Origin of the sequence: Brachyspira alvinipulli ATCC 51933 (genome assembly GCF_000518245.1) — a bacterium.
GTDB classification, from domain to species: domain Bacteria; phylum Spirochaetota; class Brachyspiria; order Brachyspirales; family Brachyspiraceae; genus Brachyspira; species Brachyspira alvinipulli.
In genome coordinates this window covers 160503-182828 of record NZ_KI912405.1, presented here as the reverse complement: position 1 = coordinate 182828, position 22326 = coordinate 160503, and the positions used below count along the sequence as shown (strand labels likewise).

Annotated in this window: 24 protein-coding genes; 21 read left to right on the top strand and 3 right to left on the bottom strand. The window is 26.9% G+C overall.

Annotated elements, in window-relative coordinates; genetic code table 11:
- Positions 1-81: 81 nt before the first annotated feature.
- Both T324_RS0112840 and T324_RS0112835 read right to left on the bottom strand, forming a co-directional pair.
- Positions 82-1890 carry a methyl-accepting chemotaxis protein gene (locus T324_RS0112840; RefSeq protein WP_028330623.1) on the bottom strand — a complete coding sequence of 603 codons (1809 nt, stop codon included), beginning with the start codon at positions 1888-1890 and terminating at the stop codon, positions 82-84.
- Positions 1891-2115: 225 nt separating this feature from the next.
- Positions 2116-2799, bottom strand: coding sequence for a pseudouridine synthase (locus tag T324_RS0112835; RefSeq protein WP_028330622.1), 684 nt, complete (start codon positions 2797-2799; stop codon positions 2116-2118).
- 323 nt (positions 2800-3122) lie between these two features.
- Between T324_RS0112835 and T324_RS0112830 the strand changes: the two genes are divergently transcribed.
- The 12 genes from T324_RS0112830 (at position 3123) to phoU (ending at position 12829) form a co-directional block, all read left to right on the top strand.
- Positions 3123-3851 carry a flagellar filament outer layer protein FlaA gene (locus tag T324_RS0112830; protein ID WP_028330621.1) on the top strand — a complete coding sequence of 243 codons (729 nt, stop codon included), beginning with the start codon at positions 3123-3125 and terminating at the stop codon, positions 3849-3851.
- A gap of 24 nt (positions 3852-3875) precedes the next feature.
- A complete protein-coding gene (locus T324_RS0112825) occupies positions 3876-4580 on the top strand; it encodes a flagellar filament outer layer protein FlaA (RefSeq protein WP_028330620.1) in 705 nt (234 codons plus the stop codon).
- Positions 4581-4712: 132 nt separating this feature from the next.
- Entirely contained in the window at positions 4713-4853 is a 141-nt protein-coding gene (locus tag T324_RS18155; RefSeq protein ID WP_169730117.1) for a hypothetical protein, read from the top strand.
- Positions 4854-4866: 13 nt separating this feature from the next.
- Complete coding sequence (locus T324_RS0112815; RefSeq protein WP_028330619.1) at positions 4867-5403, top strand: hypothetical protein; 537 nt, start codon at positions 4867-4869, stop codon at positions 5401-5403.
- A 15-nt stretch (positions 5404-5418) separates the two neighbouring features.
- Positions 5419-6210, top strand: a complete 792-nt coding sequence (gene mazG / locus T324_RS0112810; RefSeq protein WP_028330618.1) for a nucleoside triphosphate pyrophosphohydrolase — start codon at positions 5419-5421, stop codon at positions 6208-6210.
- Positions 6207-6680, top strand: coding sequence for a glutathione peroxidase (locus tag T324_RS0112805; RefSeq protein ID WP_028330617.1), 474 nt, complete (start codon positions 6207-6209; stop codon positions 6678-6680). Before mazG ends, T324_RS0112805 begins: the two co-directional genes overlap by 4 nt.
- Positions 6681-6765: 85 nt before the next feature.
- Positions 6766-7194, top strand: coding sequence for an ankyrin repeat domain-containing protein (locus tag T324_RS0112800; protein ID WP_028330616.1), 429 nt, complete (start codon positions 6766-6768; stop codon positions 7192-7194).
- A 103-nt stretch (positions 7195-7297) separates the two neighbouring features.
- On the top strand, positions 7298-8422 hold the full coding sequence (locus tag T324_RS0112795; RefSeq protein ID WP_028330615.1) for an aminopeptidase: 1125 nt from the start codon (positions 7298-7300) through the stop codon (positions 8420-8422).
- Positions 8423-8623: 201 nt separating this feature from the next.
- On the top strand, positions 8624-9430 hold the full coding sequence (locus tag T324_RS0112790) for a substrate-binding domain-containing protein (RefSeq protein WP_028330614.1): 807 nt from the start codon (positions 8624-8626) through the stop codon (positions 9428-9430).
- Between the two features lie 119 nt (positions 9431-9549).
- A complete protein-coding gene (gene pstC, locus T324_RS0112785) occupies positions 9550-11289 on the top strand; it encodes a phosphate ABC transporter permease subunit PstC (RefSeq protein WP_051436855.1) in 1740 nt (579 codons plus the stop codon).
- Positions 11290-11302: 13 nt separating this feature from the next.
- Positions 11303-12097, top strand: coding sequence for a phosphate ABC transporter ATP-binding protein PstB (gene pstB / locus T324_RS0112780; protein ID WP_028330612.1), 795 nt, complete (start codon positions 11303-11305; stop codon positions 12095-12097).
- A gap of 87 nt (positions 12098-12184) precedes the next feature.
- Positions 12185-12829: a phosphate signaling complex protein PhoU gene (gene phoU / locus T324_RS0112775; RefSeq protein WP_028330611.1), complete on the top strand. Its 645-nt coding sequence runs from the start codon at positions 12185-12187 to the stop codon at positions 12827-12829.
- A gap of 59 nt (positions 12830-12888) precedes the next feature.
- Here phoU and T324_RS0112770 read toward each other — a convergent pair whose 3' ends face one another.
- A complete protein-coding gene (locus T324_RS0112770; RefSeq protein WP_028330610.1) occupies positions 12889-14448 on the bottom strand; it encodes a bifunctional metallophosphatase/5'-nucleotidase in 1560 nt (519 codons plus the stop codon).
- Positions 14449-14602: 154 nt separating this feature from the next.
- Here T324_RS0112770 and T324_RS0112765 point away from each other — a divergent pair, with 154 nt between their 5' ends.
- From T324_RS0112765 to T324_RS0112725, 9 genes are all read left to right on the top strand, one after another.
- Positions 14603-15628, top strand: a complete 1026-nt coding sequence (locus T324_RS0112765) for a SagB family peptide dehydrogenase (RefSeq protein ID WP_028330609.1) — start codon at positions 14603-14605, stop codon at positions 15626-15628.
- 46 nt (positions 15629-15674) lie between these two features.
- The gene (locus T324_RS0112760) at positions 15675-16766 is read left to right on the top strand and encodes a streptolysin associated protein SagC (RefSeq protein ID WP_028330608.1); all 1092 of its coding nucleotides are present in this window, start codon (positions 15675-15677) and stop codon (positions 16764-16766) included.
- Between the two features lie 12 nt (positions 16767-16778).
- Positions 16779-18125, top strand: coding sequence for a YcaO-like family protein (locus tag T324_RS0112755; RefSeq protein ID WP_028330607.1), 1347 nt, complete (start codon positions 16779-16781; stop codon positions 18123-18125).
- Positions 18100-18756, top strand: a complete 657-nt coding sequence (locus T324_RS0112750) for a CPBP family intramembrane glutamic endopeptidase (protein ID WP_028330606.1) — start codon at positions 18100-18102, stop codon at positions 18754-18756. The genes T324_RS0112755 and T324_RS0112750 overlap by 26 nt, the downstream gene beginning before the upstream one ends.
- Entirely contained in the window at positions 18753-19487 is a 735-nt protein-coding gene (locus tag T324_RS0112745) for a SagF family protein (RefSeq protein WP_028330605.1), read from the top strand. The genes T324_RS0112750 and T324_RS0112745 overlap by 4 nt, the downstream gene beginning before the upstream one ends.
- A gap of 81 nt (positions 19488-19568) precedes the next feature.
- On the top strand, positions 19569-19703 hold the full coding sequence (locus tag T324_RS19015) for a streptolysin S family TOMM toxin (RefSeq protein WP_104618768.1): 135 nt from the start codon (positions 19569-19571) through the stop codon (positions 19701-19703).
- A 92-nt stretch (positions 19704-19795) separates the two neighbouring features.
- Positions 19796-20488: an ABC transporter ATP-binding protein gene (locus tag T324_RS0112740; RefSeq protein ID WP_028330604.1), complete on the top strand. Its 693-nt coding sequence runs from the start codon at positions 19796-19798 to the stop codon at positions 20486-20488.
- A gap of 282 nt (positions 20489-20770) precedes the next feature.
- Positions 20771-21487, top strand: a complete 717-nt coding sequence (locus T324_RS0112730) for an ABC transporter permease (protein ID WP_028330603.1) — start codon at positions 20771-20773, stop codon at positions 21485-21487.
- Between the two features lie 491 nt (positions 21488-21978).
- Complete coding sequence (locus tag T324_RS0112725) at positions 21979-22308, top strand: PadR family transcriptional regulator (protein WP_014488735.1); 330 nt, start codon at positions 21979-21981, stop codon at positions 22306-22308.
- The last annotated feature ends 18 nt before the right edge of the window (positions 22309-22326 follow it).

Sequence of the window (22326 nt, the reverse complement as noted above, 5' to 3'; positions counted from 1 at the left end):
TCGTATATGTATTATGTTACTTTATTTCACTAATAATATATTGCTAAAATTATATAATTAAAAAAGATTAATTTTATTTAATTATTCAAATTTAAAATATTCTATTTCTTTTACAATATTCTGACTCATATTGGATATTTCAGAACTTGAAGCAGAGTTTTGATTGGCCAATCCTGAATTTTCCTGAGTTATATTATTTAGTTCTTTTATCGCAGCATTTATTTGCATTAGGCCATCTTCTTCTTGTGCTGTAGATTTAGATATATTTGATAATTCCTTTTCCATATCATTAACCAAATTATTAATAGTTTCTAATATTTCAGAAGATTTATCAGCAGATTCATTTCCAATTTCTACTCTTTTTACAGTTTCATCCACTATATTGGTTATGCTTGTTGCAGCTTCATTTACAGTTTGTGCTAGAGATCTTACCTCACTTGCTACTATAGCAAAACCCCTTCCTTGTTCTCCAGCACGAGCAGCTTCAACGGCAGCATTTAAAGCTAATATGTTAGTTTGAAAAGCTATAGATTGTATTAATTTAGTAATATCAGATATTTTTTTGCTTGATTCTGATATTTTACTCATATGATCTGAGATATTATTAACAGATTCTACACCTATAGATGTAGTTTCTATTATTTTTGTACTCATATCTTTTGCTTTTAATGAATTAGAAGTTATTTCTTTCATAGAGCTAGATAATGATTGTATAGAACCTGTAAGTTCTTCTATAGCGGCAGCCTGAGTATTGCTTCTATCAGATAAATATTCAGCACTTGATGAAATATTTTCTATTTCATTATTTATTGTAGAAAGATTGGATTTAAGACTAAATACTACATTTCCTACTGTGTTTTTCATCTCATTTACATAAGAAATTAAATGTCCTGATTGATTATTTTTAATTTTATCAGATTTAGAATTTTCTATTATAAAATTTCCTTTTGACATCTCTTCTATACTTTTTATGGCTTTATCCAACATTTGTGATATAGGTATAACAACTAAAAATGCCAAAGATGTTTGTATAATAATTAATATAATCATAATAACTAAATAAGCAATCATCATTTTTCTTATTCTATTATTAGTTTCATCCATTGTTCCGCGTATTATAATTTTATATGGAGTATCTCTTAAATTTTTTATAGAATACCATTCATTCCCGACTATTTGCAGCACAGCTTTATCAGGACTTTCTAATGATTTTGCATCTTTAAATAATGGTTCTTCATATACATTATATTTGTCATTAAATATATGATCTTTACTTTCATGCGACATATATAAACCGGATGATGTTATTAGATTTACTTTATTATCTGTGATAACTTTTTCAAGTACATTATTCATTTCTAAAAAGTCTATACCTATAACTCCTTTTAATGAATTATTTGTGTAAACAGCTAAAGATAAGGTTATACATATATTTCCGGTATTAGCATCAATATATGGTTCGGTAATAAATATTCCATCTTTTGATATGGCACCTTTATACCATACTCTTGATGTTTGATCATAAGTATCAGGATAAGGCTGTATTCCATTAACAAAAAGCCCGCCTATATTATAAGGTATTTCATTTCCATAAAGTATATCATATATGTTTTTATTTGATTCTAAAATATTTTCTAGTGTTTTTCTAATGCTTTCAAATATATTTTCATTTGATTGGAAATATCCCCTAAGTGTATATATTACATCATATATTTTTTCCATTTCTATTGAAAGAACTAATTCTGTATTATCCATCTCAATTAATGTATTATTTTTAAAATCGTTCATATATATATTTTTGTAAGTAAAATATATTATGACATAGGCAATTAATAAAAAAACGGCAAATGGAACTATTAATTTAATTAATAATATTTTATTACTTTTCATATAAAATAACCCTAAAATAATATTCTTTATATATAGAATTATATCAAAAATATGAGATGTGTCAAATACAATAAATACACTATAATAATATATTATATAGTGATGTGTTATCATATAATGTGATGTTTGTATTATATGTTTAATAAATATATTACTATGTATGATATTTCATTTGATTTTTATAGTAATTTATCAATTGATAAGTAATTATTTTTATTTAAGAAATTATTTTTTTAGTATTGAATTTATTTCGTCTTTTGTTAAACGTTGAAAACAGCCTTCTTTCAAATCATTTAATAAAATATCTGCTATTCTTAATCTTTTAAGTATTATAACTTCAAAACCTATTTTTTGGCACATTCTGCGAATCTGTCTATTCTTACCTTCTGTAAGTATTATATAAAATGAGTTTTTATTTATTCTTGTTACTTTTGCTGGTTTTAATTTTTGTCCATCTAAAGATATTCCATATTCAAGTTTTTTTAATGCACCATCTGAAATATCATCATTAACTTTAACATAATATTCTTTTTCACAGTTTGTATTTTCTCCAATAATTTTTCTGCTAAATACTCCATCATTTGTAAAGAGTATAAGACCATTACTATCTTTATCCAATCTTCCAACAGGGTATATATTATCAAATTCATTCTTAATTAAATTATAAATTGGCTTACCTTCTTCTTTATTTTTAGAAACGACATAACCTCTTGGTTTATTCAATTTTATATATATTTTATTTTCTTCATGCTGTTTTGTATCACATTCTATCTTATCATTTTCTGAAACTTGTGTTGCAGGATTGGTTATTACTATTCCGTTTATTTTTACGTGGCCATTTTGTATAAGTTTATCAGCTTCTCTTCTGCTTGCAATATTTATTGATGCTATATATTTATTAAGTCTCATTATATTTCTTCCATAATATTATTTCTTGTATAATAACATAATTTCATTTTTAATCAAATTTATTAAATATTTTACTAAAATTAAATATCTATTATAACGATATAATAGTATGAGAATTTTATATTTTATAGTTGACAATTTTTGTCTATTATAATATAATGGTACTAAGTTATTGGATATAATTGCTTAGCTATAAATATTAAGGAGAGTGCGCTATGAAATTCTATAGAAGTACGGGAAATTTATCTCGCTACCTCATAATCATTTGTCTATTCATAAGCATATGTTCATTTGCTGTTTATGGACAAAGTACTAGTGTTTACATGGAAACTAGACTACTTTACAACTTTGAAACATTAGATGAATGGCAGCCAATATCAAATGCAAGCCGCTTTATGTTTAGAGGTGATAGAACAAATGAAAATGGTGTTGTAATGAAATATCCTAATATGAGATTATTCGCTACAAAACCATATGGTATGGGTAACCAAAGTTATAATTCAACTAATTCATTATCAATAAGTGTTTCTTTTTTCAGAAAATCTTATAACTTCTTTGATTTAGTTCCAACAGTACAAAAAATCATACCAGGTAAAGCTCAAACTTTTGATGTTTGGGTATGGGGTGGTAATTATGACTATACTATGGAAATGATATTTGAAGATTATCTTGGTTATACTTATACATTACCTTTAGGTTCTATAAGATATATAGGTTGGAGAAATATGAGTACAACAGTACCATCTTTCATACCTCAAGAAGAACCTTATGTACCTAGAGCTAAAGGTTTAAGATTTATGAATTTCCGTTTCTGGTCTTCACCAGAGGAAAGAGCTGATAACTTTGTAGTTTTATTAGATTACTTCCAAACAGTTACAGACACATTTAGAGAAGCTTATGACGGTTCAGATATTGAAACTACACTTGGTCAAGAAGTTGGTGGAAGATCTTCTGAGCAGTATACAGAAGGTGGAGCTAAAGTAGTAGGTGAAGATGGTACTACAACAGGTGATACTACTACTACAGAACAGCCACAAGAAGCGCAACAATAAGGTATAAGTAAGGAGAAGAATAATATGAAAAGATTAAGTATCTTGATAACAATGTTAATTCTAACTGTTGCATTCTTGTTGTTTGCCCAAGATGCGGCTGAAACAGATGAGCAAACTACTCAAAATCAGGGTGAAGGTGGAAATAATTTCGTAACTGAAGCTATCACTAACTATTTAATAGATGATTTTGAATTTGCTAATACTTGGCAAGCTTCTATGCCTAGTGATTATGGTGTAGTTAGCATCATTCGCCGTGAAGGTGGTCCTGCTGATGTAGTGGCTGAAGGTGCTGAAAATAATAAATATATATTAGGTGCTAAAGTAGAGTATTTTAGAACTGGTAGCCCTTGGTTCGCTGTTACTCCTCCTAGACCTGTTAAAATACCTGGTTACACTAAAGAACTTAGTGTTTGGGTAGCTGGACGTAACCACAATAACAAAATGAGTTTTTACATTTATGATATAAATGGTAAACCTCAGTCTGTTGGTAATGAAGCTCTTAACTTTATGGGTTGGAAAAACATTACTGTACAAGTACCAGCTAAAGTTAAACAAGAAGATTTTAGAGGACAAGTAGAGCAAGGTATAAGCTTTATGGGTATACATGTAAAAGTTAACCCTAGAGATTCTTATGGTAAATATTATATCTACTTCGATCAATTAGTAGCTAAGACAGATATGTACTTAGAAACTTATAAAGAAGAAGATGATCCACTAGATACTTGGTAATATAGGTTATAACAGAATATTAAAGGTGAAGTATTTATATACTTCACCTTTTTTATTTATTAAGTATAATCTTGAAATTAATATAATTATATATTAAACTATAGTAAATATTTTTTATAAATGGAGTAATTAATGTCACCTATTAATATACTTTTGATAATTGGTTTTTTATTACTTTGTGTATATGCCGTTACTACAAGAATAGTTAACTCTAGAGCAAATAAAGATAAAAAAGAAAATATTGATGATAGTGAAAAAGAAATAGATAAATAATAAGAGGTATTTTATGTCAGAATTGCTTATATATATAATAATAGCCATTATATGGGGTATTGTTAGTTTGATACAAAAAGCTGTTAAGCCAAATAAAAATGTAAAAGGAAAAAAGAAAACTAATACATCTAAAAATAATAAACCATATACCAAAAAAACTACTACATATAATAATAAAAATACTGAAGAAGAAATATTTAGAGAACTTAAAAAAAATATGGAATCTTTGAAGAATTATAGCGAAGAGACTTTAAATGAAAATAAAAAAGTTCAAAATGTATATACTTCCAATTATGAAACTTCAAATAGTGACAGAGAAATATTAGAACTTCAAGAGAAATATAATTCTAAAATATCTCAAATTAATAGTATAAAAAATGATACTGATAATAACTTTGATGTTGTAGATAATAAAATAAATAAAAAATATGTTAATAATATGCTTACTTCTTTGGATATAAAAAATGCTATTATATACAATGCAATATTAGAACCTAAAAGAATTAATTATAGAATTATAAAAAATAGAGAAGTTAATAAAGTTAATTGATAAAGAGAGTATTAAATGGATTCGTTTGAAGAATTAATATCTATAATAAAAACATTAAGAGGGGAGAATGGATGTGCTTGGGATAGAGTGCAGACTTTTGATAGTTTAATTCCTTGTTTTTTGGAAGAGGCTTATGAGCTTGTTGAAGCTATTAATAATAAAGATTATGATAATATTAAAGAAGAACTTGGAGATGTTCTTTTACATGTTGTATTTTTTTCTGAGCTTGCTAGAGATGATAACAAATTTAATGTAGATGATGTTATTAAAAATATTAATGAAAAACTTGTACGTAGACATCCGCATGTATTTGCTGATAGTAATGTAAAGGATGTAGATGGAATTTTAAAGCAATGGGATGAAATAAAAAAAGAAGAAAAGCCGAATGATAAAAATGAATTTAAGAGTGTGCTTGACAGTATACCAAAATCTTTACCAATAATGGAAAAGTCATATAAGTTAATGAAAAAAGCTGCAAGTGTTGGTTTTGAATATGAACATATAGATGATTCGTTAAAGAAGATAGAAGAGGAACTTGAAGAAGTAAAAGAAGCATATAATGATAATGATAAATATCATCTTGAAGAAGAAATTGGGGATTTAATTATGACTGTTCTTGATTTTGCCCGTATGAATAAAATCAATCCTTTAAACTCACTTATAAGAGTTAATGAAAAATTTACTAAAAGATTTAATTATGTTGAAGAGTCAGCATTTAAGATGAATAAAAAATTGCAGGATATGACATTGGATGAGATGGATAAACTTTGGAATGAATATAAAATGAAAGAACGTGAAGAAAAATGAGTATATATGATTATATTGTCAAAGATATTAATGGAAATGATGTATCAATATCAAAATATAAGAATAAAGTTATTTTAATAGTTAATACAGCTACTAAATGCGGATTTACTAATCAATATATAGAGCTTCAGGAGTTATATAATTTATATAAAGATAAAGGTTTTGAAATTTTAGATTTTCCATGCAATCAATTTTTAAATCAGGCACCAGGTTCTAATAATGATATAAATAATTTTTGTAAAATTCATTATGGAACCACATTTGAAAGATTTAGTAAAATATCTGTAAAGGGTTGTAATATAGAACCTATTTATGAATATCTTATAAATAATAGTAATTATATGTTGAATAAAAATATAAAATGGAACTTTACTAAATTTTTAGTTAGCCGGAATGGGGATATAATACATAGATACGCACCTTTTGTTAAACCCAAAAATATAATGAATGATATAGAAAATTTATTATAAATAAATTCTAATTTATATTTTTATTGCAACAATTTTAAGTTTATATTATAATATTGAATATTATTATTTCAGAGGATAAAGGATAATGCCAATTAATTCAAATTTATACAAGAAGTCAAGGTTGTATGAACTTCTTCAAAAAATTATTAAAAAGAAGGATGATGAAAATTTTGATTTAAAAGAAAACATTGATAAGTTATTAGAAATAATAGACAAAAGCACTCAGGAAGATGTTAATTATTATGATAATCAAATGAGCTGTCTTCATTTGGCTGTACAGATAAATAATCCTGATGTAGTTGCTGCTTTAATTGCCAAAGGTGCAAATGTAAATGTAATTAATGAAAGAGGCGTAAGTCCTTTGCATATGGCTATTATTAAGAATCAACCAGAAGAAGTTATTAAGGTATTATTGGATAATGGAGCTGATTATAATAGAGAAGAAGCGAATTTTTCTGCTGTAATGCTTGCAGAAATTATGAATGCTCCTTATATGCATTTATTTAATAGATAATATGTGATATTGAAATTGAGAAAATTGTTAAGCAGTTTGCATTTATTTTGCATAGCTGCTTTTTTTGTAAATAATATAATTTTTTTAAAAAGGATTAATAGTTATGAAAGATTTAAGAATAGAAAAACTGGCAAAGACAATAGTAAATTATTCATGTCAATTAAAGAAAGGTGAAAATATTTTAATAAAATGCTATGGAGAGGGAGATGAACGTAATTTAGCTTTGGCGATTATTAATGAAGCTTATAAAGTTGGTGCTAATCCTTTTGTATGGAATCATGATCCTCATATAATGAGAGAATTATTAAAAAAATGTAATGAAGAACAAATGAAAACTTGGGCTAAATCTGATTTAATGCTTATGAAAGATATGGATGCCTATGTTGGAATATGGGGTGGTTTAAATAGTGCAGAAAACTCTTCTGTAAAAACTGAGAACAATAAAATATATGAGAAATTTTATTTAAATCCTGTACATATGAAAGAGAGAGTAAAAAATACAAAATGGGTGGTTATGAATTATCCTACTCCAGCAATGGCACAGCAGGCTTCAATGAGCAGCGATGAGTTTGAAGATTTTTATTTTAAAGTTTGTAATTTGGATTATTCTAAAATGTCAAAAGCTATGGATAATTTAGTTAAGCTTATGGATAAGACAGATAAAGTTAAAATAGTCGGAAATGGGACGGATTTAACTTTTTCTATAAAAGGTATTAAGTCTATAAAATGCGATGGGAAAATGAATATACCTGATGGAGAAGTATTTACAGCACCTGTAAAAAATTCTGTTAATGGAGTTTTAAGCTATAATACTCCTTCTCTTTATAGTGATGGATTTACTTATGAGAATATAAAATTTGAGTTTAAAAATGGAAAAATAGTTAATGCTTCATGTAATGATACAAAAAGAATAAATAAAATATTAGATACTGATGCAGGTTCAAGATATATAGGAGAATTTGCTATAGGAGTTAATCCTTATATAACAGAACCTATGAAAGATATTTTATTTGATGAAAAAATTATGGGTAGTTTTCATTTTACTCCTGGTTCTTGTTATGATGAAGCTCCTAATGGAAATAATTCTCAGATACATTGGGATTTAGTATGTATTCAGACTAAAAAATATGGAGGAGGAGAAATATATTTTGATGATAAACTGATAAGAAAAGACGGTTTATTTGTTATTGATAGTTTAAAATGTCTAAATCCGGATAAATTAAAATAGATTATATCTTACATCATTAAAAAATTATATTAACTAATGTAAAAAATATATATTATAGCAGGGTATAGTTTGCTAAAAAAGTAAGAAAATTTAAATTAAATTTCAAAATTTGTATTGACATAATATGCTTTATAGTATATAAGGTGTGCGTTAATTTTTAGGATTAACAAAAAAATTATTATTTCGGAGTAAATCAATTTTATGAAAAAGATTTTGATTTTCTTAACCCTTATAAGTCTGTTCGGACTTATATCCTGCGGAGGCGGTGCCTCAAGTCCTACTGATATTGTTATTACTGGTTCTTCTTCAGTTGCTCCTCTTATGTTTAAGCTTGCAGAGAAGTTTGAAGAAGTTAATACAAATTATACGGTGACAGTAGAAACATCAGATTCAACTATTGGAGTTCAAGACACTATAAGCGGAAACAATAATATAGGCATGGCTTCAAGAAATTTGAAAGAGGATGAATTGACTAGTTTAGATTCTTATTTGTTATGTCAGGATGGTATAGTTATTATAGCTAATAAAGATTCTGAAATTACTCAGATAAGCGAAGAAGAATTATATTCTCTATACATAAACAATACAGCAATAGGGAATATAACAAAGTCAATTTCAAGAGAAGATGGTTCAGGTACTAGAAGTGCTTTTACAGATTTAACTTCTATTGGAAAGGATGCACCTTTACCTGCAACAGTTGAAATATTAGATGGAACAGGAAAAGTAAAAACATCTGTTATGAGTGATGCTTCAAAAATAGGATATATATCTTTGGGTGCTATTGACGATACTATAAAGCCATTAGCTTATAAAGCGAAAGGGCAGGATGGATACGCTGAGGCATCGGTAGAGAATATAAAAACTGATACATACAAACTTTACCGTCCTTTCTACATATTCACTAAAAAGGGAGTTGAACTTGATGAAGGTACAAAGGCTTTCTTGGACTTCATTAATAGTGATACAGGGAAAGCGGTTATCAATGAAAATGGGTATGTAGCTATTTAAGTAAAATATCAAGTCGATATGCAATTTATTTTGTATATCGGCTTTTTTTTGAGATTGTAAAATAATTAGGATGTAAGATTGTGAATAAACATATACTTAATGAAGTACTAGATAAAATAATGAGATATGTATTTTTTATATGTTCTATATTTTCTGTTGTAGTTGTATTTTCAATATGTATTTTCATTTTTATTTATAGTATTCCAATATTTAAAGAGGTTGGATTTTTCAATTTTGTTTTTGGTATGACTTGGTCGCCTTCTTCAAAACATTTTGGAATATTTCCAATGATAGTAGGTTCTGTATATATAACCGTTCTTTCTACTTTTTTAGGAGGAGGATTTGGATTTTTTACAGCGGTTTATATATCAATGTTTGCCCCAAAAAAATTAAAAGTTATATTATCTCAAGTTATAGATTTGCTTGCTGGGATACCGTCAATAGTTTACGGATTTTTTGGAATGTCAGTATTAGTTCCTTTTCTTAAAAGATTATCCCCTAATGATGTAGGAGAAGGAGTGCTTGCCAGTTCAATAATACTTGCTATAATGATACTTCCAACAATAACTTCAATTACAAAATATAATTTAGAAGCTGTGTACAAATATTATTATGACGGAGCTATAGCTTTAGGAAATACTCATTCTCAGGCTATTTTCGGGGTTATAGTAAAGGCAGCAAAATCAGGTATATTTTCTGCTGTTGTTCTTGGAATGGGAAGGGCTATCGGAGAAACTATGGCGGTTATGATGGTTGCAGGAAATGCTCCATTTATACCTAGTGATTTATTTTCATATTTCAGAACTATGACTATTAATATAGCTTTAGAAATGGGATATGCTACAGGAGTACATAGGTCGGCATTGATTGGAACTGCTTTTGTTCTTTTGTTATTTATACTTGTTATAAATATAGTACTTTCTATGCTTAAAAGAAATAATTTGTATTTTTCATTTTCTTTCAGCAGTTTATTTTCTAAAAATAAAGAATATAAAACAAGTATAAATGATTTCTCTTTTAAAAAAATTGAAATGAAAATGTCTTCTCTAAAAGCGGATATATTAAAATACATTTCTATATTTGCTTCTCTAGTATCAACATTGCTGCTTGTATTTATAGTCTTGTTTATACTTATTAGGGGAATACCTCATATCACTTTAAACTTGTTATTTGGAGAAAGTAATAATTCTCAGATGACACTTCTACCAGCAATAGTATCAACTTCAATGATGCTTTTTATGTCTTTAATAATAGCCATACCATTAGGTGTGTTTGCTGCTATTTATCTGACAGAGTATTCAAAAGCCAAGTCTAAATTAATATCTATTATAAGAATATTTACAGACAGTTTATCAGGGATACCATCAATAGTTTTCGGTCTTTTCGGGATGCTTGTATTTGCCAATTTGTTTGGTATAGGAAGAAGTATATTAGCAGGTTCTTTAACATTAGTATTAATAATACTTCCTTCTATAATAAGACAAACAGAGGAGACATTAATATCAATTCCTGCAAGTTTACGTGAAGGAAGTTTAGCATTAGGGGCATCTAAGGTTAGAACAATATTTAAAATAGTTCTTCCATGCGGTTTTTCAGGTATAATGACTTCTGTTATTTTGAGTATAGGGAGGATAGTAGGAGAGAGTGCTGCATTAATATATACAGCAGGTGCTGTAAGATATATGCCTAAAGGATATTTGAGTTCAGGAAGTTCTTTTTCTGTAATGATGTGGATGTTTTCAAGCGAGGGACTATATATTAATCAAACTTTCGCTACAGCAAGTATTCTGCTTATTATGGTTATACTTCTTAATGCTTCATTATTTCTTGTTAATACAAAATTAAAGAAAGACTATTAAAAAAGGATTCTAAATGACTAAAGAATTAAATAACATAAATTTCAATTTTGATACTGATACGCTTATTAAAGTAAAAGATTTGGATTTGTACTATGAATCTTTTCAGGCTTTAAAAAAAGTTAATATAGATATAAATAAAAATACTGTAACTGCTTTTATAGGACCTTCCGGATGCGGAAAATCTACTTTGCTAAAAACTTTTAATAGAATGAATGACTTAGTAGCTAATTGTAAAATAGAAGGTGAAATAGAAATAGCCGATGTTAATATATATAATAAGAATGTTAATGTATCTTATTTAAGAAAAAATGTAGGTATGGTTTTTCAAAAATCAAATTTGTTTGCTATGAGTGTTTATGATAATATAGCTTACGGCCCTAGAACATTCGGAGTGAAAAAGAAATCTCAATTAGATGAAATAGTTGAATATAGTTTAACTAAGGCTGCAGTTTGGGATGATATAAAGGACAGACTAAATAAAAATGCATTGGGTCTTTCAGGCGGACAGCAGCAGAGATTATGTATAGCTAGAGCTTTATCCGTTAATCCTAAAATACTTCTTATGGATGAGCCAACAAGTGCATTAGATCCTATAAGTACAGGTAAAATAGAGGATCTTATAAATGAATTAAAAAATGAATATACAATAGTAATAGTTACTCATAATATGCAGCAGGCTATGAGAGTATCGGATAAAACAGCTTTCTTTTTATTTGGGGAAATAGTAGAATATGATGATACTGAAGAAATATTCTCTAAGCCTAAAAATGAACAAACTGAAAAGTATATTACCGGAAGATTCGGTTAATTAATGATTATGAGCGTTTGACGAATTTAGCGAAAATAGAGTTCGTCTGCGGGCATAGCAAGAATAAAAAATAAACATGGAGAAAAAATGAAAAAATTTGAAGAAGAATTAAATAAATTAACAGAGCATGTTATTGAGGCAGGCGATATGATATTAGAAGCTTTAAGAAATTCTACTAAAGCTTTAATTAATGGAGATATAGAACTTGCAAATCAAGTTATAGAAAATGACAGAAATATAAATAGAATATCATACAAAATAGAAAGCTCATCTCTTAAAATGCTGCTTTTGGATCATCCTGTGGCTACTGATTTAAGGATAGTTTCTGCTGCTTTAAAAATATCCACAGATTTGGAGAGAATAGGAGATCAGGCCAAAGATATATGCGATTTGCTTAGATTTTTATTAGAAGGCAATATATATAAAAATAATATTGATACTATAATAGAGATGTCTAAGATAATAGATGATATGGTAAGCAACTGTTTAAAAGCATTTAAAGAAAAAGATGCACAATTATCAAGAAATGTTATAGAAAGTGATGATAAAGTTGATATACTATTTTATAAGATGCGTGATTCTATGGTTGATTTGATTAAAAGCGGTGCTGAGAATGCAGATCAGGCTATATATTTAATGATGATAGCAAAATATTTTGAAAAGATGGGCGATCATGCTGAGAATATAGCTAAATGGGTATATTATTATATAACTGGAGAGAGATTTAAATAATTATTTAATAAAAAAGAGCCTGTCTTTATTTTTTAAGCAGGCTCTTTTCTATTAATATTTTATTCAAATATTATTCTAGGTTTTTCATCTATATATTCATTAGGTATATTATTAAGTTCTTTTATTTTTGATATTAATGCATCTCTTATATCATTTCCTGTCATAATAATATTTTTTCCTTTTCTTCCTATAGGATTTCCTTCACTATCAACATATCCGTCTCCTCCGTCAAGCAGGTAATCGGATATAATGATTTTATAATCTTTATTTTCTGTAATATCTTCTCCATTTAATTTAGCAGATACTAAATTTCCATTTTCTTTATAAATTATTTCTACACCTCTTGAGAATTGTAAAAATCCTCCTTTACCTCTTTTCTGTCCTGATATTTTTATTATGTCCAATAAATCCTTTCCGTTTAATGAAAGAACAGCAACTTGATTATCGAAAGGGAAGAATTCATTTTGTATTTTACCTAAAGTTATATCTCCTGCTGATATAGGAGTTCTTAATGCTCCTGAATTTACTATGGCAATATCTATATTATCATAAGAATCTAAAACCAAATCGCATGCAAAATTTCCTATAGCCATAGAGTTGCTTCTTATACCGTCATGTTCTAAATCTTTAGGCAAAGTACCTATTCTTACATTAAATTCTTTATTTACAGTACCCTTCATCTCCTCAATAAAGCTAAGCATATCTTTATCCTGCTCTATATTCTGATCCATAGCTACTAATTTATAATCTAAATTTTCTTTATCCATTATTCCATTATTAACATTTAAATTTATATGTCCCAAATGATGACCATAATATCCAGCCTGTACTATAGGAGTTCCATTTACAATATCAGCTTCATATAATTCCGTATGGCTATGTCCTCCTATTATTATATCAAAAGTATTAGGTATATTTTCAGCTATTTTTTTATCAGTTTCATATCCTGCATGGCTTAATAATATTGTAACATCATTGGTAGTGTTTAGAGGATTTTGCTTCATAAAATCTTTTAGTGTTTTTATCTCTTCTTCAAATATTATATCTTTAATATATTTAGGGTTGTAAACAGAATCTGTTGTTGTTACCCCTATAATTGCAATATTTAATCCATTAATATTTGTAATCATATATGGAACCGCATAATAACTGTTGTCAGATTTATTTTTTATATTAATAGAAAAGGTAGGAAATTTTCTTTCTTTCATTATTTCTGTAAAATTATCAAGTCCGTAATCTATAAAATGATTTCCTACAGTAGCAGCACCTACACCAATCATATTCATTATATCAACTTCATCTCTTCCCTGAAATACTGTAGAATATGCACTTCCTGTTATAGTATCTCCAGCATGCAATACAAGCACATTATTATTAGTTTCTCTTACACTTTTTATATAAAATGCTCTTCTTGAAGCTCCGTACATATAGTTAGTTGTAGGAGGATTTGTATCTTTATCGATTACCATTTCTTCTTCATCTCTTCCATGAGTATCATTCATGTGTATTATAGTAAGATTTCCTGAATTTCCTGTTTTTTTATTTGCTTGATTTGAACAAGAAAAAGAAAATATAAAAATAGTGCTTAATATTAGGGCTGTGTATAATTTTTTTATCATATTAATCCTCACTAATATAACTTTGTTAGAGTATATTAAAATTATATAAAAATTATTATGTTTTTCAACACTATGAAAAATAATTAATTATATTTTTATGAAATTTGTTATATTTGGTTATTATATTGACAAAGTAAAAATACATAGGAATGTTATGGGAATCATAAAAAGAGCGGATAAGAAAAGTAAAAATGAAAAAACAAAAAAGATAGAAATAACAAAAGAAGAGTTGGAATCAAAAGAAATACCTTTACTTTTTAGCGTAGTAAATTTTTCGTCAAATATACCAGTTTCAATGTATGCTGATACTATAGGCATAAAAACTGCAGAATCTTCATACAGAGGGGCTATAAGTTCCGAGGTCAATAGAAATATAAGTGAAGAATATCTTTTAAACTGTAAAAAGTCATCAATAGATTTATCAGAAATATATAATGTTGTGAGCTATTCATCATTTCCTATAGATGCTTCACTAAGTAATAGAGTATTATTAGAAGAGGAAGTTCATAAAAAAGGAAATGCTGTTAAACTTCCTCCTTATAAAAATTTAAATGCTCCTATAGGCTCGGTTATAAGATCAAGAAGAAGCAGAAGAGATTTTAAAGGAAAGCCATTAACATTAAGCGATTTATCAACATTGCTTTATTATGGAGATGGTATTTCTGGAGATTTTGATTTTAAACTTGGTAAAAATGAATATGGTACAATTACATTCGGAGATAAATATATATCAAAATTACGTACAGCTCCTTCAGGCGGAGGACTTTATCCTATATATCTTTACGTTGCAGCTCTTAATGTAAATAATCTTGATAAAGGTATATACAAATATATGCCTTTTACTCATTCTCTTGAAAAAATTAAATTGTTTAATGAAGAAGATTTAGAGAATTATTATAACAATAATGTTTTCGGCGGAGAAATAGATTTAAGAAAAACTGCTGTATCTGTTTATTATGTATATAGTATATATGAAAACTCAAGAAAATACGGTGATATGGGATTTCAATTTGCATTAATAGAAACCGGAGAAATTGCTCAAAATATACAGCTTACTGCTGCTGCTAGCGGTATTTTGGCATGCGATATAGGGGGATTTAATAAAACTTTATCCGAAGAGTTTTTAAATATTGACGGAAATACTAATCATGTTGTGCATTTGACTTTGCTTTCAAAATGATTTTTATAATAAAACAAATAAAAAAATAATAATAGGTTAATTGAATATGGCTAAAAAAAATATCAAACTTTATGATAGTGTAAGCATTTTTTTCAGTTCTGATGACGAGATTAGATTTAGAAAAGGAATATGGAATTTTGAAGAGGCTTCTTTAACTCTTAACGATTTAGAGGATAATATGAAAGAAGTTGTAATGTTTATTGTTAAAGAGCTTCTTGACGATAAACTTATATCTTTTGATGATATAGTAAAAAAATGCTCTCTTAATGAAAAAGACAGCAATTTATTAAATGATATTATAAATTCTTTGATTGGAAACAGATTTTTAGAGTATGATGATAAAAAGAATAATATGCTTAATACGGTTTATGAGTTTATAGGCGAATATTTTTATGATATACCGGATGAAAGCAAGGTTCAGAAAAATAAAATAATATTCATCACAGATAATGACAGATTAAAAGATTATGCTAAATTAGCATCAGAAGATTTATATATGAATGTTGATATGATGAGTTCTGATGACATAAAAAAAATAGAAAAATCTAATATTACAGATACAACGGATGCTATTGATAATATAGAAACTCAAAAGGAATTATTGAAGTTATTTGACGGAATATCATGTGTAGTTGTAAGCGTAGAAAAACCAAGACTCAACTTGCTTAGAAATATCAATAGATTATTGCTTGAAAAATCAATACCTATAGTAATATCTATATTGGATGGTCCTTTTTTAAATATTACTACTATTAAAGGAAAGGAAACAGCTTGCTATGAATGTTTTGAAAATAGGGTAGTAGCAAGAAATGAAAGCTTGACTGTTTATAATAACTTTGTAAAACAGACTATGAACTTCAAAATAAAAAATAAAAAGACTTATATAACTCCGATTTTACAAAGTTTCACTTCTATAGCATTGTATGAAGCATTTTTATTTGCTGCTATAGGAAAATGCAAACTTGCAGGACGTGTTATAAATGTTTATATACCTTCTATAGAAATTCAGATTCAGGATTTGCTTAGAGTGCCTTTCTGTCCTGCATGCGGACATATAAGCAGAGCAAAATATAATGAGATGTATACTTCATCGAAAGAGGTTATAGAAAAGTTTTCAAGTAAAGTTATATTAAAATAATTGGACGGATACATGCTTAATTATTACCCAAGTTATAAAAATGTTTTAAATAAATATAATTCAATTTGCGGACATCAGACAGGAATTCTTGATTCTATTATTATAATGCAGTCTAATTCAGTAATTTCTGAGAATATTAATACATGTACTGCAATACTTCCAAATTATCATAAAATATTATTAGGAGATAACGCAGAAATTAATTATCATCTTTCAGGATACGGAATATATAGAGATGAATCTATTATCAGATTATTAGGAGAAGGCATTGAAAGATATACTTTATTTACTTCAAATTTGTATTTTGAGGAAAAATTAAAATATGCTTCTTATAATCATCTTAAAGAAAAGTACCCTAATAATGTTATACCTTGGGAATATGTTAAAATTTACAGCGATGATGATTGTAATAAATTAAACAGTATTGGTATTTTGGAAAATATTACAGAGGATGATATATTATCTTGGGTTCTTCTTCCTTCTTTGTTTGATAAAGATAAAGAATATTATGTTCCTGCTCAGAATTTCTTTTTATCGCATATAATACGAAGAGATAAAAAAGAGAAAGTATTTATAAGCGGTTTTTCAAAGGGAAGTGCAAGTCATAAAAATATTCCGCTTGCTTTAAAATCAGCCATAACTGAAATAGTTGAATGTGATGCATGTATGATAAAATGGTATACGGACAGCAAAGTTAAAGAAGTTATTATTGATGATGATATACTTAATGAAACTTTAAATACTATTTTAAAAGATATTAATTATACTGTAAGAGTATTTGATTATACTGTTAATAACAATTTAGGTTATGTTTTTACTGTTATGCTTACAAATAAAGAGGAAAAATCTCCTTATATTGTTGTAGGAGCTTCTTCAGGACTTAATCCTAAAAAAGTTATATACAGAGCTTTTATGGAGGCTTTGGCTATACTTACATTGAATATTAATGGTCCTTTATCTATGCCTGCAGATTATTTAGAAACTGTACATGAAAAAAGTTATCTTAATCTTGACAGTAATGTTAATTATTGGGCAAATTTGGATAATAAAGATAAAAAGTTAAAATTTATTAACAGCAAAGTTCAGGAAAAGGTTCAATTAAAAAAATATAAAAATCTTGAAGTTAATACTGAGAATGATTTAGAATATTTATTAAAAGGGCTTTATGATATTTCAAAATATGCAGTATATTTAGATATTACGCCTTCGGAGATACATGATAAAGATTTTCGTGTTATAAGAGTGTATATTCCGGAATTTGTACAGATGTCAATGCCTGCTTTTCCTTATAGTGCACATCCTAGAATAATTAAAAATGGAGGAATTTCTAATAATGAATTCCCACACCCATTACCTTAGTGCTGTGCTTGTGCTTATTGCTGTTTCTTTTCCTACATCCTTAATTGGCATATTTATAAAATTAAATTTAGGTAAAATAAACAATATTCTTCCAAATACTTTAAGTTATATTTTATTTGTTATAATAGTATTTTTTACAGGATATATTGGGAGTATTAATTATAATATAAGCATTTATTTTGCTGTATTAGCTTTTATTATGTCTTTTGTATGTATAGGATTAGAAATAATAGAAGCAATGACGGTTCATTATATTAAATATAGGTTTTGGATAAAAAATATTGAAGTTCATAAAATTATAGAAAAAAAGAATATGTTTTTTGATATTGTAATCATATTTATATGTGTTGTATGTGAAGAGATAATTTTTAGGCATGTATTTTTTAATATTGCTTATAATATATTATCTATAAATATTTTTATTGTGATTGTACTTTCTGCATTTATATATTCTATTAATCATATATATTTTGGAGCAAATTCTGTTTTTCAAAAGTTTATTGTAGGTATTATATACTCTTTACTTTTTATTTACTCTTCTTTTAGTATTACGGCACCTTTAATTACACATTTTACACAGAATATGATTTTATATATATTATCATCAAATAGTAAAGAGAGGCTAAATTGATATTTTTTAAACTTCTGCCATATATAGCAATATCTTTTATACTAGGTATTATAGTTAAATTTTCAGAGCATAAGAATATTATTAACAATATATGTTTTAAATTAATGAATCACAGCAAAACAGAATATAATGAAATATATGTTTATGTCAGCACTTATATATATTGGTTTTTTATGATTATTTTTGCTTTATTAATAAGTTATTTTCAAAAACAAAATATTTTATTATATTTACATATAGATAGAAAATACATAGTTTATATTTTTGTTAATATTTTTGCTGTTATTTCTTCTTTTGAAATAATTATGGCAATATTGAGTTTAATTAATAAGAGTATAAAAACGAATGTTGTATTTAGCAATATATTATTAGTTCCGTCTGTGGATATGCTTTATTCATCAAGAAGCAGTCCTAAATGGATATTGATAATGTTAGCAAGTATAATAAAATGCTTGTTTTTTAATGGAGTGATATATTCAGCTATTAAGTACGAATTAAAAAGTGTATTTTTTACTATTTTCATAGTGAGTATGTTATTTTCATTGGAGGAAATTTTTAGAGTAAACAGCATTAAACAAGGTATTATATTTACTATAGCTTGTTTTGTTGTTATTACTATTAATAGCCTTGTATTTGAGTATAGTGGAAGTTTGATGCCTGCTATATTGGCTAATATATCTTTTACTATGTATTATTTTGGACAGTTTGAGAATATGCGTAAATATTCTTGAAATTACTATAGATATTAATATTTTATATAAAAAATTTATATAAAATATTAATATAAAAAACATCAAAAAGGAGTTGTTTATATGATTAAATATTCTTCAAAAGTACGCACAACATGTTCTCTAAAAAGCCAATCTGTTGTATTGACTCCTGGAGGATGTTGTTGTTCTTGTTGTTGTTCTTGCTGCGTTAATGTAACAACTACAACAAACAATTAATTTATTATAATAGCTTATAGTAAATTAGTATGCCTGCTGTGTTAATTTTATTAATGCAGCGGGTTTTATAATAATTGACTAAGTTGGATTTAATGGAAAAATTGATTAGTGCCATAGATATAGAAAAGAAATTTAATAAAAATATAATATTAAAAAAAGTAAATTTTGATGTAAATAAAGGCGAAGTTATAGCACTTGTAGGTCCTAATGGTTCAGGAAAAACCACTCTTATAAATATATTGTTAGGAATATTGAAAGCTGACAGCGGAGAATTAAAAATAAATATAGATAATTATAAAAAACATATAGGTGTTCAGCTTCAGTCTACTCCATTTTTTGAAGGATATACAGTAAGAGATAATGTATTAATGTTTTCATCTCTTTATGATATGAATATGAGTAATGAGGAAATAGATAATATTATAAAAAAATACGGACTAAATCCTAAAACTCTTGCTATAAAACTTTCGGGAGGCGAGCAGAAAAAACTTGCTATAATGATAGCTACTATGCAAAATCCGGACTTACTTATATTTGATGAGCCTACTGCAAGCTTGGACCCTAGAGAAAGATATAATGTAAAAAATATGATATTAGAGCTTGCTAAGAATAATAAAACTATACTTTTTACTTCTCATGATTTGGAGGAAGTAGAAGATATGGCTACAAGAATAGTATTTTTATATAAAGGAGAGATATTAGAAAGCGGCAGCAAAGAAGAACTTTTAAATAAATATAATTTTGACAGTTTGGAGAAACTTTACCTGCATATTACTAATTATTAATATGTTTTTGAAATTTTTAATTTTATAATTTTTTTATTCAACTTTTTCCCGCCGCAAAAAGTTGCAAAAAGTGCAAGTATAAAATTAGTAATTAAACCATATGTAATATAAATTATCAATTTAAGCTAAAATATAGCCCTTCGCCAAAGGCGGGCTGTGCCTGCTTCTTTGTGGCAACAAAAGAAGTGGGGTGTGGGGTAAAGCTCCAACAAATAAATTAAAAAAATAAGTTTGATAAAATTTTAACTATATGTTAAAAATTTATTATAAAAAAGAATAGTTATGAAAACGATATTTAAACTCACAATGAAAAAAGCTATAAGAGATCCTTTTCTTATATTTTGGTCTATATTCTTTCCTTTGGTGATAGTTATATCATTGGGACTTTTTTTCAAAATGGAAAGCTACACTGTGCATATACTTACCGCTATGAGCTGTGTGAGTGTGCTTGCTTATTCCTTTATGACTACAAGTTTTAATGTACTTAGTCAGAGAAGGAGAGGGGTTTATAACCTTCTTAAAGTAACGCCTCTTCCTTTATACAAATATATTATAAGTTTATCATGTGCTTGGGTGATAATATCTATTATAAGCTGTTTATTTGTATTTTTTGTATGTGCTTTATTTTTTAAATTGGAATTTTCTTTTGCTTCTATACTTTTATTTTTGCCTGTAATTATATTGGCTTCTTTGCTTTATATATTTATAAGCTTCTTTGTTTCTAGTTTGGTTAAAAATAATGAAACTGCGAGCATATTATATAATATTATTTTGATGGCTTCTATGTTTTTGAGCGATGGATATTATTCTTTATACAATGCTCCGAATATAGTGAAAATTTTAAGCAAATTAAATATTTTTCAGTATTTTTTGAATGCCTTTAGAGGTGCTTTTTATTTTGATTTTCATGCATATTTTATTGGAATAGCTGTACTTTTAGTATGTTTAATAATTGCTTTGATTCTTGCCGTTAATACTTTCAGATATGCTGATAAATAATAATAGGATTGTTTTTATATTTAAACAACTATATTTTGTCAAAAATAATTTTTTAAATTTAAAATATTTGCAGGGCTTTGCCCTTACGAAGTACACAGCGTGCAGCACCCCAGTTCTTTTACCGAGTAGGTACCTTTCGGTATTGGTATAAAAGAACAAAAACAACTGCATTTTTAACCTAAAACTAAGGTATTACACCATCTTTAATACATATTCTAATAATATAAGGTTGTAATATTTGCGTTTTTTGCAACTTTTTTGTACGTCAAAAAAGTTGATAACATTTATATAAAGTGTATCAGTTGACAAACTTAAAAAATTAAGTATATGCAACATATTATATTTATAATTAAAAAATTATAATAATTTTACATATCATTTTATCAGCTAAAGTTTTTAAACAAGTATAAATTATTTTTTTAGTTATTGACAAAATTCCATATTTATCTTACTTTAAAAAATAAATTATAATTAGTTTAGGGTTAGTATTAATGTATATAGAAAGCGATATAATACGAGGTCATATAGATGCTGTTGTTCTGCATTTTTTGAAAGATAACGATTCTTACGGTTATGAACTTTCTAAATTAATTACTGATAAAACTAATGGAGAATATGAGATTAACGGTCAGACTTTATACAGTGCTATAAGAAGACTTGAAGGCAAAAAGTTAATAGAAAGTTATTGGGGTGATGAAAGTCAGGGCGGAAGAAGAAAATATTATAAAATTACTGAAGAAGGTAAAAAGTTTTTGCAGGAAGAAAGAGAAATATGGCTGTTTACTAAAAAGATAATAGATAAACTTCTTGATATTGAATAGATTTATAAAATGTTATGG